We start from the raw sequence: 13,913 nt of genomic DNA, 5'->3' as shown, positions 1-13,913 counted from the left end.
GTATGGATAGTTTTTCAGACGGCCTTTATACGGCAGGCCGTCTGAAAGATTAGTTTATCGGTATTATATTTGTATTTTTAGTGATTATTCCAATATTTATAGCCGCCCTCAATTGAAATGAGGGTCTCAATATACCGTCAAATATGCATTCAATATTTGAAATTTTCGCCCAAATAAACCGAACGGACTTGTTCATTGTTGACCAAATCATCCGGCTTGCCTGAAGCCAATACCGTACCATCACTGATGATGTAGGCACGGTCGCAGATGCTGAGGGTTTCGCGCACGTTGTGGTCGGTAATCAATACGCCGATACCGCGTGATTTGAGGAACTCGATGATTTTCTGAATATCGATGACGGCAATCGGGTCAACGCCGGCAAAAGGTTCGTCCAACAAAATGAAACGCGGCTGCATGGCCAGCACGCGTGCGATTTCGACACGGCGGCGTTCGCCACCGGACAAAGACGGCGCAGGGTTGTTGCGCAGGCGTTCGATGTTCAAATCGGCCAACAATTTTTCAAGTTCGGCATCGATGCGGCTTTTGTCCTTCATGCTGATTTCCAAAATGGCGCGGATATTTTGTTCCACGGTCATTTTGCGGAAAATCGAGGCTTCCTGCGGCAGATAGCCGACGCCGAGGCGGGCACGTTCGTGAATGGGCAGGTGACGCAACTCTTGGCCGTCCAACATCACGCTGCCTGCATCGGCGGCAATCAGGCCGACAATCATGTAAAAGCTGGTGGTCTTACCCGCGCCGTTGGGACCGAGCAGGCCGATGACTTCGCCGCTTTCGATTTCAAGGGAGAAGCTTTTGACGACTTGGCGTTTTTTGAAACTTTTTTGCAGGTTTTGAACCACAAGACGGCTGTTGTTTGCGCTCATATTCTGTTGACTTTCGATATTGACCTCAGGCCGTCTGAACCTTTTTCAGACGGCCTTTTTGTGTGTTTTCTTATTTGTTTTTCTGCGTGCTGGACGGCTGGATGACAACGCTGACACGGCCGGATTTGGCAGCGGATTTCACACCGGATTTGGCGCTGCCGTTGATGGTGTAAACCTCGGTTTTGGTATTGTAGGTAATGACCGCACCTTCGGCTACATCGCCGCCGCGCTGTACTTTGGCATTGCCGGACAGGGTAACGAGGTTGGCTGCGGAAGAATACGTCACGGTATTGGCTTGGCCGTTGACCACGCCTTTGCCGCCGTCCAACTCTTGGCTGAATTTGACGGGCGAGCCGGTGGCTTTCATCAACTGCTCGCTTTTGTCGTTGCGCGAAACGGTTACGCTGCCGGCACGGATATTGAGCGTGCCTTGTTTGATGATGACGTTGCCGGAAAAGGTGGTGCTTTGGTTGTTTTGGTCAAGCGAGCCTTGGTCGGCTTCGATTTGAATCGGCTGCTTGCTGTCGCTTTGCAGGGCAAAGGCCGGGCTGGCGGCAAAAACGGCAACAAGGGCTAAGGTTTTACAAATTTTTTGTATCATAAATTGTGGCTTTCACTTTGGAAGGGAAATTCAGCAAACCGGTTTTGTGGTCATAAGTCATGCCGTTTGCCTGACCGCCGGACTGTCCGTATTGGAAAGTAACCGGGCTGTCGGTATGGGCGTATTGTGCTTCGGTATCGACATTCAAACGTTCGGTTTTGACGATGCCGGCCAAACGCTTGGCATCTGCTGCTTTATTTAAGACAACATTCTGTTCAAAAACGACTTTTTTGTTTTGGATATTGTACACGGCCTTGTCGCTGCCGACTTCGTACAACAGGCTGCCGTCGCGGTAAAACGAAAGATGCGGTTTGTCCAAATGCACGTCCACGCTATTGGGATATTGAACGGCATCGGCCGCGCTCAGGTTTTCTTTCAGACGGCCTTCTTGGTCAAAACGTTTGCCGTTGATGCCTTTCATCGAATATTGCGGCTCATTCGGATTGAGGACGACTTCTTCGACCTGCACTTCGCTGATGCGGCCGAGCCACGCCGCCAGTGCGCCGAGTGAAACGGCCAACACCAGCGGAAAAGCGATTCCGTAACGCCATCTGATTTTCATCGTACATACTCTTTCAAAGCAGGTTCAAGCGTACCTTGCGCCTGCATAATCAAATCGCACACTTCACGCACCGCGCCTGCGCCGCCGGAACGTCGGGTTACATAATGGGCGTATTGCAAAGTAAACCAATGCGCTTCAGGGACGACGACCGCCAATCCGCAACGCACCATCACGGGCAAATCGACAACATCGTCGCCGACAAAGGCGCACTCATGCTCCTCCACACCGGCCTGTTCGCGTAATTGGGCGTAGGCGGCACGTTTGTCGTGAATGCCTTTGAAGTAATAGTTGATACCGAGCTGCTTCACGCGGATACCGACGGAAGGCGCATCGCGGCCGGTAATAATCGCCGTTTGCACGCCGCTGGCCTGAAGCATTTTCAAACCGTGTCCGTCCAAAGTGTGGAACGATTTGATTTCTTCGCCGTTGTCGCGGATAAAAATGCGGCCGTCGGTCAAAACGCCGTCCACATCCAGTATCAGCAGTTTGATGCCTGAAGCGCGTTGTTGCAGGTCGGAAGAGAGGTTTTGCATAAGGTTTCCTTATTTCAGACGGCCTATTCTAGCATAAGGTCGTCTGAAAACGTTTTTGCCGTCGATTCAGACAATTCGTGCCATCAATAAATCGTGCATATTCAGCGCGCCAATCAGCATGCCGTTTTCTTCGACCACCAACAAACCGTTCACATGGCCGCTTTGCATGGCTTTCAAAGCTTCGGTGGCAAGGCGGTCGGCGGAGATGGTTTTCGGCGAAGCGTGCATGATGTCGTCCACTTTCAAACCGGCAAAGCTGTCGCGTTCTTGAAACAGACGGCGCAAGTCGCCATCGGTAAATACGCCTTTCAGACGGCCTTCGGCATCGGTTACCGCCAACATGCCCAAGCCTTTTTCACTCATGCGGACAATGGCCTCTTTCAACGGCGTACCCAACAAAACGGCAGGCAGGGCTTCGTCTTTGTGCATAATATCCGCCACGCGCAACAGCAGGCGTTTGCCCAAGCTGCCGGCCGGATGGCTTAAAGCAAAATCGTCGGGCGTAAACGCGCGTGCGCGCAGCAGGACAACCGCCAGTGCATCGCCCAACGCCATGACGGCGGTCGTGCTGGAAGTCGGCGCAAGGCCGAGCGGACAGGCTTCTTTGGAAACCGCCGCGGTAATATGGATATCGGCATGCCGCGCCATGGTGGAAGTCGGATGGGCAGTGATGCAGATGAGCGTGATGTTTTTGCGCTTCAACGCCGGAATAATCGCCGCAATTTCATCGCTTTCGCCGGAATTGGAAATGGCAATCACGACATCGTGGTCCACAATCATGCCCAAATCGCCGTGCGCCGCTTCGGCAGGGTGGACGAAAAACGCAGGCGTGCCGGTGGAAGCCATGGTTGCCGCCATTTTGCGGCCGATGTGTCCGGACTTGCCCATACCGGTAATGACCACCCTGCCCTTGCAGTGCAACAACGCTTCCGCCGCACGGACAAAATCATGGTTCAAAGCCGCCGCAATTTCACGCAAACCTTCGGCTTCCGTATCCAATACATCGCGCGCCCAGTCGAGATAAAGTGTGTTTTCCGCCATCAAAGCCGCCTTTCATGCTTGAATTTAGGTTTGTTTTGCCCAAATTAATCAGCTGTAAACTGTTCAAATTCATCGAATCGGCGTAGCATTACCGCCACTTCACAAACAAACCTATTATGTAAAAGGAATCAGAGATGACTATTTTATCGGACGTTAAAGCATTAGGACAACAAATCTGGTTGGACAACCTCTCCCGTTCGCTGGTACAAAGCGGCGAATTGGCCGAAATGCTCAAACAGGGCGTGTGCGGCGTAACTTCCAATCCTGCCATTTTCCAAAAAGCCTTTGCAGGCGATGCCCTGTACGCCGACGAAGTAGCCGCGCTCAAACAGCAAGACCTGACCCCGAAACAACGCTACGAAACCATGGCGGTTGCCGACGTACAAGCCGCTTGCGACGTATGCCTTGCCGAACACGAATCCACCGGCGGCAAAACCGGCTTCGTCAGCCTCGAAGTTTCGCCTGAATTATCCAAAGACGCGCAAGGCACGGTTGAAGAAGCGCGCCGCCTGCACGCCGCCATCGGTCGTAAAAATGCCATGATTAAAGTACCGGCAACCGACGAAGGCATCGAAGCGCTTGAAACCCTCGTTTCAGACGGCATCAGCGTCAACCTGACCCTGCTTTTCTCCCGTGCCCAAACCCTCAAAGCCTATGCAGCCTACGCGCGCGGCATTGCCAAACGTTTGGAAGCGGGACATGATGTTTCCCATATCCACGTTGTCGCCAGCTTCTTTATTTCCCGTGTCGATGCTGCGTTGGACGCCACCCTGCCCGACCACCTCAAAGGCAAAGTCGCCATCGCGCTGGCCAAAGCCGCCTATCAAGATTGGACGCAATACTTCAGCAGCAGCGAATTTGCCGCACTTGCCGAAAAAGGTGCCAACCGCGTACAACTTTTGTGGGCATCTACCGGCGTGAAAAACCCTGCCTATCCTGACACGTTGTACGTTGACAGCCTGATTGGCGCCCATACCGTCAACACCGTTCCCGATGCGACACTCAAAGCCTTTATCGACCACGGCACCGCCAAAGCCACTTTGACCGAAGGTACGGACGAAGCCCAAGCGCAGCTCGCCGAAACCGCCAAACTCGGCATCGATGTCGAAACTTTGGCAACTCGTTTGCAGGAAGACGGTTTGAAACAATTTGAAGACGCTTTCGCCAAACTACTGGCTCCCTTGGCTTAAGCGGATTGAACGGACGGCCGAGAAACTTAAATCATTTTGAAAAGTCTCAGGCCGTCTGAAACCCAAATTCGGGCGTGTACGGCACGCCCTTTTCTATCACGATTTGAATACCGTGCAGGCATGCTGCCCCTGCCCTACAAAAACCACCCTGCCATGTATATAGGACGTTTCGCCCCCAGCCCTACCGGCCTGCTTCATATCGGCTCCCTACTGACCGCCGTCGCCTCCTATGCCGACGCGCGCGCTCATCAGGGCAAATGGCTGGTCCGCATTGAAGACCTTGACCCCCCGCGCGAAATGCCCGGCGCCGCCGACGACATTTTGCGCACGCTTGAGGCTTTCGGCTTTGAGTGGGACGGCGAAGTCGCCTATCAAAGCCGCCGTTACGACCTATATCAAGACACACTCGACCGCCTCAAAGCAGCCGGGCTGGTGTATCCCTGCTATTGCAGCCGCAAAGACTGGCAGGCGGCGGCAACACATGGCGCAGACGGATTTGTGTATAACGGCCGTTGCCGCAATCCTCAGCAAAGACCCGACACGCAAAACAAAACTCCGGCATGGCGCATTCAAGTTCCCGATCGCGTAATCGGTTTTTCAGACGGCATTGTCGGACATTACGCACAAAATCTGGCACACGATATCGGCGATTTCGTCCTGCTTCGTGCCGACGGCTATTGGGCATATCAGCTTGCCGTGATTGCCGACGATGCCGACCAAGGCATAACGCATATTGTTCGCGGTCAGGACTTGCTCGTTTCCACGCCACGCCAAATCTATCTGCAACAATGCCTCGGCGTTCCCACACCGGTCTACGCCCACCTTCCCCTATTGACCAACAGCCAAGGGCAAAAATGGTCAAAACAAACCCTTGCCCCGGCTTTGGATTTGAATCAAAAAGAACAGCTTCTCCGCCAAGTCCTAACCTACCTCAACCTACCCGATGCACCCGCCGTAAACCGTCCGCAAGAATTACTCGATTGGGCGGTGGCGCACTGGCAAATGGACAAAATCCCAAAATCGTCCATTATCACGAAATGAATTAGCACGATTACAACAAAATTACTCTAGGTATTACAATATTTCATAAAATTATGTAAGTAATCTTCAGATTCATTCCAAACCATGCCCAAGAAGCGAAAAATCATGTATATTTCAAAAATTTCCTAAAATTGTCACAAACTGATAATTTCAAGGTTGTAACAACATACGGCTGACGCGTTATTGAGGATGACAAAGCGCGGCAGATCTCCCACGATACAACAAAAAGAATACCGCTATGCCAAGTGCCATTATTGTAGAAGACGAAGTATTAGCAGCAGAACGCTTGCGTGTATTATTGGAAGAGTGCAATGTCGTACTGCTCAACGTCTTTCACCATGCCATGCCAGCATTGGAGTGGCTGAGTGTCCACGAAGTCGACATCGTATTTGCCGACATCGGCATGCCGGAAATTGACGGTCTCGAGTTTGTCGAACGCATCAAGCGTACCGCCAAACGCCAGCCGGAAATTGTATTCACCACAGCCTACGAAGAACACGCCCTGCGCGCGTTCGAGCTGGCTGCCGCAGACTATCTGCTCAAACCGATCAAAATGACCCGCCTGCAAACCGCGCTTGACCGCATCATCGAGAAAAACCGCGAAAAAGCAGACAGTTTCACCCATTTCAAAGTGTATAACCGCGAACGCATGGTCGAAATCCCCTGGCAACAGGCGCGTTATCTGATGGCGGAACACAAAACCGTCTATCTGTTTACCGGCGATGGCCACAGCTACGAATTACCGAAGACCCTGGTTTACTGGGAAGAGTTGCTTGGCGACAAAGTCATCCGCATCCACCGCAACGCCCTCGTCTTCCGCCACACCCTCGACAGCCTGATTCGACTGGACGATGACGAAAACGACGAATACGCATCCACATGGGGCGCAAAAATTCTCGATATTCCAACCCCGTTGCCCGTCAGCCGCCGACAACTGTCCACCCTGCGGAAAATCATTAAAAACAGCATCTAACAATGCGCTCTTTGACTCGCTCTTTTTAATCAAAGGCCGTCTGAAAATATCTTTTCAGACGGCCTTTTAACTTCTCATTTCAATAACAGAAAGTAGAAAAAAGAAACGACTAAAACCTACCGTTTGGACTTATCCAGGCTTTTAATTTAATCAAACCGTTTTACCCACAAACAAGGTTTTCTATTTTTTAATCCAACATCTCTCAATTATTATCACTCAACAAAAAGGCCGTCTGAAACATTCAGACGGCCTCGATACTCAAGCCTTACCGATTAAAAGAACAATTCACGCCAGCTGATGCGTTTGAGTCCGCATTTCCGGCCTTCCACTTTCAGACTGTGCATCTTATCAGAGTTGGTCAACAGACTGCGCTCGGCTTGGGTTGCAAAACATTTATTGTTTGGCACACTCGGCGTAGCGTTCAACTCTTTATCCGTACCCGTGCCACCGCTATCGCCATCGGCGGTTACCGGAGAATCATCAGCCTTAGAGCCGTTCAGATAAGTAAAGTTGACCACACCGTCAAACACCATACCGCTGGCGTAATAAACTTGACCGTTGTTTTCACGTTTGATGAATTGGCGGTTTTTATCGGAAATACGCGCATCACGCAAACCCAAACGGCCGCCGTTTTCCGCATTGACGCCCAGAATAATCGTTTTCGCAGTCGTTTGTGTGGACGTACTGTCCGGCAAACAAACATCGGCACTGGAAGAGTCAGTATGAATTGTTTTGGTTTCATACTTGCGGATGGTCACGACGGCTGTACGCAAAATCATCGTCGGTTTGACAGTCACACGTTCATTCGGATCTAAAGTCAGACTCCAGCCTTTTTTATCTTCACCAACCTTATTATCGCTGACGTAAATGTGTTCGCCGTCACTTTCTCTGGTTTGCTGTTCCAACTCACTGCTGTTTGCCAAAACTGCTTTATCAGATACATCATCGTAAATACCGTAAACGGCATTGATTTGACCGTTGGTATTATTCAATTCATTCTGATAAATCTCGCTACCTGTACCAAAAATAACAACATACTTATCTTTGCTGCGGCGCGATACCGCAGGCGCAGACGTAATCGGTTGATTACCCGAACCTTGGAAAATCATCTGTGCAGACCATTTGGAAGGCGTTTCGCCACTCAAGTCAAAGCGGAACATATTGCCATAACGGTCGCCGGCATAGGCAATATCGACAATGCCGTCAAAATCGGTATCTACCAAAGTAGGGGTAGAGAGGCCGCCTTTGCCATTGGGTGCAGGAATTTTAGCCAAGAGTTCACCGGCTTTAGAAGAAGAAACATTAGTGCCAGTATTTTTCGTCCCAGCCTCTTTACCTGTCATATCATAGACATATAAAGCCGTTTCATTATCGGCACTGTTCACATCTTCAGTACGATAACCGCTGGCCAAGAAGCCTGCATAACGCACGTCAGATTCCAGATTAACCGGAGTAGCATTGCGTTTAATGGAAACACGGCCGATTTGTGTCGAACCAATGGTATAGCCCAGCTTATTGCCAGAGCCTTTTTCTGTTTCAAACAAAGGTACAGTCGTATTCCAACCACTACGATCGCTGTTAGCTACCGCACCAATATTCAACGCATACGCACCGCGTCCACCCTGACCCATCGCACCAAACATAAAGGTTTGCTTCTTATCAGGTGTTTGGCGGAGAACAAAACCACCATTAACCATATAGCGGTGTGGTGTGCCGGAGCCGTAACCATCGCGTGCAATATCTTTCAGAACTTTACCTAAAGTTGTTGCTTGGCCTTGATCGTCCTCGCGTTCCATGCCTGCCGGAATATAGCTGAGTTTCAAGTCATAAGGATTGCTAGGCGTATCATTACGGAAAATATGTACCATGCCGTCATTGGCAGCGACGACCAAAAACTCTTGACGGCCTTTATCCTTATTCCCAATAGCAGCAACCGAACCGTCTAAAATATCGCCCAAATTACGTTCATCTTTATTTGGATCATTAGGGTCAGTCGGACGGATACGATAAGACTGGCTATAACCTTTTGCTCCTGCATCCGCTTTGATGGCTTCATCACTACCTGCTCGGCCAGTCCATTTCAGCAATGCATTTTTCCATTCCAACTTATCTTTTGCACTGCCGTCTGAAATGCCAAATTTGGCATTTGAAGCCCCATTGTCTGCAACTCTATCGATAAAATAGGTCTTACTGCCGTCATTAACCAAAGTAAGGCGATTATTAAATGATGGCTGGTCAAACTTTGTCGTATTGATAGGCGTACCATCACGGTTTAATTTATAAAACCGCAATTGACTGCTCCAAGAGCCGGTATTCAAATGAACCGTTGCCGCCATATCGGGAATACCTGTACTGGTCGTTGCCGGCGCAGTAGAGGATACTCCTTCAAATTTCGTATTTTTGCTGTCATTTTCAATATTGTCGACGATGGCTTTAAAAGCTACAAGCAAATCTTCTTTTTTCGCAGCATTAAAATACCAGTTTTTACGGCTTGCACCGTTTTCCAGATACTCTCTCCCGACTTCAGAAATTCCTTCACCAAAACCCACAGTAAAAGTCTGAACCAATTGCTTGCTGTAATCTACACCTTTGGGATCGCTTGGATCACCATCCCAGCTCTTATCTGCAGCATCTTTGCCATCTTTTTCTGTTTTGATGTCTTTTTCTGCCAAAGTTTGACTAAAGAATCGCATACCGCGTTTTTCATCCTTATAGTTTCTATCCCAATAAGGAACAATGATTTCGCCAATACCTTCAACTTCACGTTTACCATTCTTATAATTAGGCAAAAAAACCCAATTGCCAGATGCATCTTTTCTATACCTTGTATTTTGACATTGGAATTTTTTTTCCGCTTCCGGAATCTCTTGGGTCGGATCATAAATCGGCAAATCAAAATGGCCAAATTTTTCGCCCTGCTTATGATTATTCTCATAAGCTTTTGCCTCAGACGGACCGAAATATTGGTATGCAGACGTACCCGCACTACGTTCAATATTGCGGTAATAGTTTGAATAGTAATCATCCCTATCATAGTTGAAGTTAGTATTGCGAGATAAGCGAGGATCCTCACCATAACTCTGATTGCTACAACTCATATTGGCATCACCGTCCGACATCACAATCACATAAGACTTCTGACAACGGTATTTGATTTTGGGCATCACAACGTTTTTGACTACTTCATAATAACGGCGCGTGATTGGCGTAGCATGACCAGGGTCGATACCATCTACCCTCTTTTGAACGTCCTGCCAATCATCGGTAAAGCCCTCCTTATCTGGAATATCAGTACCACCATTATTATGCAGGGTTTGCAAACCCCACTGGAATTGTTGTTTTTTGCCATACTCCTGCAATACTGACTTTAGAGCCTCCTTAGTAATCGTTATTCTTTTATCAGCCCATACAGATGTTTCCTTACCTTGCACATTCCATTGCATACTGCCCGAGTCATCAATCAAAAACATAATATTGTGTTTGACTTTGGGTTGGCCGTTGACGGCGGTTTCGTTTTGCAGGTAAAACGGAATTTTGGCAAATTGCTGCGTATTTGCCTGAACGGAAAAGCTGATAAGCGCTAAAGCGGAAGCGACGCTTGCATGAATGAGGCGATGGCGGCCTGATGGAGCGTTTTGCATAATGTGTTCTTTTTTCATCGGATAATCTCAGCTAAAAATGACATTGTTTTTATTTTTTATAAGGCTACGATTTTAGCATAAACAGCCTGTTCCATGTTTGATTCAGCTGAATTTCCCTACGCCTACATTTCAAACACAACAAAAATGAAACAATCTGCCTGATCAGTTTTCAGACGGCCCGACTGGATATTTAGTTCAACCTTACTCATCAGGCATTCCAAAAGCAAGGGATTGTCCCGTAAAGGTAAAACATTTTTAAATTATCGACTCCTTGCTCTATGCTTGAAATTCCTATCATTTTGACTTAAAATACACTGCTTCTACGGCATAGACCGCTATGTCTGAAAAAGCACGTTACACAGCAAAATCAAAGCTGCGGAGCGTGTTTTTTTTTAGCCGAGATTTCCGAAGGCTGTCTTTTTTGTAAACAATTTTATTTTTCAGACGGCCCGACCCATTTTTTTCGAACCGACCATCATCAGGCAAACAGGATTCCATCATGACCACTCCGGCTCTTCTCGTTCTCGCTGACGGCAGCGTATTTCACGGCACATCAATCGGTTACGAAGGTTCGACTTCCGGCGAAGTCGTGTTCAACACTTCCATGACCGGCTATCAAGAAATCCTGACCGACCCTTCCTACTGCAAACAAATCGTTACCCTCACCTACCCCCACATCGGCAATACCGGCACCAACGCCGAAGACGAAGAAAGCCGCAGCGTTTACGCCGCCGGTTTGATTATCCGCGACCTACCGCTCTTGCACAGCAACTTCCGCGCCTCCGAAAGCCTGCACGACTATTTGGTACGCAACAAAACCGTCGCCATCGCCGACATCGACACCCGCCGCCTGACCACCCTGTTGCGCGAAAAAGGCTCGCAAGGCGGTGCAATCTTGACCGGTGCAGATGCCACCGTTGAAAAAGCACAAGAACTGATTGCCGCATTCGGCAGCATGGTCGGCAAAGACTTGGCCAAAGAAGTTTCCTGCACAGAAACTTACGAATGGACCGAAGGCGAATGGAAATTGGGCAAAGGTTTCGTTACCCCTTCCGAACAGCCTTACCATGTCGTCGCCTACGATTTCGGCGTTAAAACCAACATCCTGCGCATGCTCGCCTCACGCGGCTGCCGCCTGACCGTCGTTCCGGCGCAAACCAGCGCGGAAGAAGTATTGGCACTCAATCCTGACGGCGTATTCCTGTCCAACGGCCCCGGCGACCCCGAGCCTTGCGACTACGCCATCAAAGCCGTACAAAAACTGATGGAAAGCGGCAAACCGATTTTCGGTATTTGTTTGGGACACCAGCTGATCAGCCTCGCTATCGGCGCGAAAACCCTGAAAATGCGCTTCAGCCATCACGGTGCCAACCACCCTGTACAAGATTTGGATAGTGGCAAAGTCGTCATTACCAGCCAAAACCACGGTTTCGCCGTCGATGCCGACACTTTGCCTACCAACGCACGCATTACCCACAAATCCTTGTTCGACAACACCTTGCAAGGTATCGAACTGACAGACAAACCCGTGTTCTGCTTCCAAGGCCACCCCGAAGCCAGCCCGGGTCCGCAAGATGTCGGTTATCTGTTTGACAAATTCATTGACAATATCAAAGCGGCGAAACAATAAAGCGAATTTTTCAGATGGCCGTCAAATCCGGCAGGTCGTCTGAAAATCAAGCGATTCAAAATCCTGTAACTCAAGTCAGAAAGGAAACCCCATGACTGAAAAACAAATGCGTATCCTCTCCGTTGTCGCCACCCTGGCCGCCGTCGGTATGTACGTTTCTTATATCCCGCAAATCCAAAACAACCTTGCCGGCAACCCCGGCTCGCCGTTGCAACCCCTCGTCGCCGCCATCAACTGCACATTATGGTTTGCCTACGGCTTTTTGAAAGAAAAACGCGACTACCCCATCATACTGGCAAACGCCCCCGGTATCATTTTGGGCTTGATTACGTTTGTCACTAGTTTTTAAGGAAGTTTTCAGACGGCCTGTGCAAAATAAAAACGCAAAAGGTCGTCTGAAAAAGAGTCACCAAAATATCAACAGCAGGAATTTTCAGTTCGCTTTTTATCGAAAGGTAGACAGAACAAATACCGCAAGAGTTTTTTTCAGACGACCTTTGAATCCATCGGTAGCGGTTTGTTGCTATGATACGAGAGTTCCGATATACAAGGGTGTGTGCCGCAAGGCACGCACGCGGTGGGTTGGGGGTTCAGGGAAAATGGAGAACACGTGCGTACGTACCGCACACACCCTACCATGCGGGCTACGGGCTTGCTAGGATTGCTCGTTATACTTAATTTTGACAAGGAGTCAATGAAATGGCGATAGAACTAAATGGTAATTGGACACAAGGATTTGCTTTAGATAACCATATGCATCAAAGTATTTTCTTGGGTTATGATGAACTTGAGAATCCCAAGTTTGATAACAAAAGAAGTAAGGTTGGAGAATTGGTTTTCCAATTAAAATATCGCAATCAAACCCAAAATGCCTCTTTATTAGTGGATTATATTTTACAGCAATTTAGCGGATTAGAGACTTTAAATTTAATTGTTCCTGCCCCTTTTACAACAGAGCGTATTAATCAACCAGTTCAATTAATTGCCAAAGAACTAAGTGATCGCTTGAGGATTCCATATTCTCCTATTTTAAGAAAATCTAGCTCACACACACCACTCAAAAATATTGAAGAAAAATCAAAAAAACTAGAAATACTAAATAATTCCATCACAATTGATAATATAGATCTATCCAATAAGAATATTTTAGTAATTGATGATTTATTTGATAGTGGAGCAACATTGGAAGTATCAACTGAAAAATTATTTTCCCAAAATGCTAAGTCTGTAATTGTTTTAGTAATGACGAAAACAAAAGGATAGAAAGATGCATACTGTTTTCTTTTCTGGTTCACGCAGCATTTCTCGATTAAATCCACAAATACGAGAAAGAATTAACAATATTCTTAGCAAGAATTTTGATATTGTTATTGGGGATGCAAATGGGGCTGATAAAGCTATCCAAAAATTTCTACAAGAACAAGATTATACTAATGTTCATATTTACTTTTCTGGCAAAGTTTACCGAAATAATGTGGGAAATTGGCAGTTTGTCCAAGTAGACAGCAAAGGAACCGGGAGGGATTTTTATACAGCAAAAGATAAGAAAATGGCAGAAATTGCTGATTATGGCTTTATTTTATGGGATGGTAAGAGTATTGGTTCATTAAATAATATAGCAGAACTTTTACAGCTAAATAAACCTTCTCTTGTATACCATTCTCAAACAAAAGAATTCTTTAAAATTAAATCAAGCGCAGATTTAGAGAATATTTTATCTAACATAGAAGATGATGTTTTAGCTTCGATTTTGGAAAAGGGAAATACTTTTCTTAAAAGCTATGTAACAAAACAACCTTCTTTAATTCAAGAGTAAC

The 13,913-nt window shown here is 47.8% G+C and carries 13 protein-coding genes; 7 read left to right on the top strand and 6 right to left on the bottom strand.

All coding sequences use genetic code 11. The annotated features are described in order from the left end of the window. Positions 1-149 precede the first annotated feature (149 nt). The 5 genes from lptB to ACTHUG_RS01900 all read right to left on the bottom strand — a co-directional run bounded on the left by lptB (position 150) and on the right by ACTHUG_RS01900 (position 3,621). Complete coding sequence (lptB, locus tag ACTHUG_RS01920; protein ID WP_003679854.1) at positions 150-884, bottom strand: LPS export ABC transporter ATP-binding protein; 735 nt, start codon at positions 882-884, stop codon at positions 150-152. A gap of 70 nt (positions 885-954) precedes the next feature. Further along, the gene (gene lptA, locus ACTHUG_RS01915; protein ID WP_003748337.1) at positions 955-1,485 is read right to left on the bottom strand and encodes a lipopolysaccharide transport periplasmic protein LptA; all 531 of its coding nucleotides are present in this window, start codon (positions 1,483-1,485) and stop codon (positions 955-957) included. Then, positions 1,466-2,047, bottom strand: coding sequence for an LPS export ABC transporter periplasmic protein LptC (gene lptC / locus ACTHUG_RS01910; RefSeq protein ID WP_440386041.1), 582 nt, complete (start codon positions 2,045-2,047; stop codon positions 1,466-1,468). The genes lptA and lptC overlap by 20 nt, the downstream gene beginning before the upstream one ends. Continuing rightward, a complete protein-coding gene (locus ACTHUG_RS01905) occupies positions 2,044-2,580 on the bottom strand; it encodes a KdsC family phosphatase (protein WP_440386040.1) in 537 nt (178 codons plus the stop codon). The genes lptC and ACTHUG_RS01905 overlap by 4 nt, the downstream gene beginning before the upstream one ends. 66 nt (positions 2,581-2,646) lie before the next feature. Then, on the bottom strand, positions 2,647-3,621 hold the full coding sequence (locus tag ACTHUG_RS01900; protein ID WP_049348782.1) for a KpsF/GutQ family sugar-phosphate isomerase: 975 nt from the start codon (positions 3,619-3,621) through the stop codon (positions 2,647-2,649). 134 nt (positions 3,622-3,755) lie between these two features. Here ACTHUG_RS01900 and tal point away from each other — a divergent pair, with 134 nt between their 5' ends. From tal to ACTHUG_RS01885, 3 genes are all read left to right on the top strand, one after another. Then, positions 3,756-4,811, top strand: coding sequence for a transaldolase (gene tal, locus ACTHUG_RS01895; RefSeq protein ID WP_440386039.1), 1,056 nt, complete (start codon positions 3,756-3,758; stop codon positions 4,809-4,811). 153 nt (positions 4,812-4,964) lie between these two features. After that, a complete protein-coding gene (gene gluQRS / locus ACTHUG_RS01890) occupies positions 4,965-5,852 on the top strand; it encodes a tRNA glutamyl-Q(34) synthetase GluQRS (RefSeq protein ID WP_440386152.1) in 888 nt (295 codons plus the stop codon). A 238-nt stretch (positions 5,853-6,090) separates the two neighbouring features. Further along, the gene (locus ACTHUG_RS01885; protein WP_003686784.1) at positions 6,091-6,825 is read left to right on the top strand and encodes a LytR/AlgR family response regulator transcription factor; all 735 of its coding nucleotides are present in this window, start codon (positions 6,091-6,093) and stop codon (positions 6,823-6,825) included. Positions 6,826-7,097: 272 nt separating this feature from the next. On the opposite strand, the gene pilC is transcribed toward ACTHUG_RS01885, so the two are convergent. Continuing rightward, positions 7,098-10,466, bottom strand: coding sequence for a PilC family type IV pilus tip adhesin (gene pilC, locus ACTHUG_RS01880; protein ID WP_440386038.1), 3,369 nt, complete (start codon positions 10,464-10,466; stop codon positions 7,098-7,100). Positions 10,467-10,965: 499 nt separating this feature from the next. Between pilC and carA the strand changes: the two genes are divergently transcribed. From carA to ACTHUG_RS01860, 4 genes are all read left to right on the top strand, one after another. Next, positions 10,966-12,096, top strand: a complete 1,131-nt coding sequence (gene carA, locus ACTHUG_RS01875) for a glutamine-hydrolyzing carbamoyl-phosphate synthase small subunit (RefSeq protein WP_440386037.1) — start codon at positions 10,966-10,968, stop codon at positions 12,094-12,096. A gap of 91 nt (positions 12,097-12,187) precedes the next feature. Further along, complete coding sequence (locus ACTHUG_RS01870) at positions 12,188-12,445, top strand: SemiSWEET family transporter (protein ID WP_003748323.1); 258 nt, start codon at positions 12,188-12,190, stop codon at positions 12,443-12,445. A 350-nt stretch (positions 12,446-12,795) separates the two neighbouring features. Then, positions 12,796-13,359 (top strand): ComF family protein, encoded by a 564-nt coding sequence (locus tag ACTHUG_RS01865; RefSeq protein WP_440386036.1) that lies wholly within the window; start codon positions 12,796-12,798, stop codon positions 13,357-13,359. Between the two features lie 4 nt (positions 13,360-13,363). Continuing rightward, positions 13,364-13,912, top strand: a complete 549-nt coding sequence (locus ACTHUG_RS01860; RefSeq protein ID WP_440386035.1) for a hypothetical protein — start codon at positions 13,364-13,366, stop codon at positions 13,910-13,912. Position 13,913: the final 1 nt, after the last annotated feature.

Origin of the sequence: Neisseria sp. P0022.S009, from assembly GCF_051956675.1 — a bacterium.
GTDB lineage: Bacteria > Pseudomonadota > Gammaproteobacteria > Burkholderiales > Neisseriaceae > Neisseria.
This window is presented reverse-complemented; position numbering and strand designations above follow the sequence as displayed.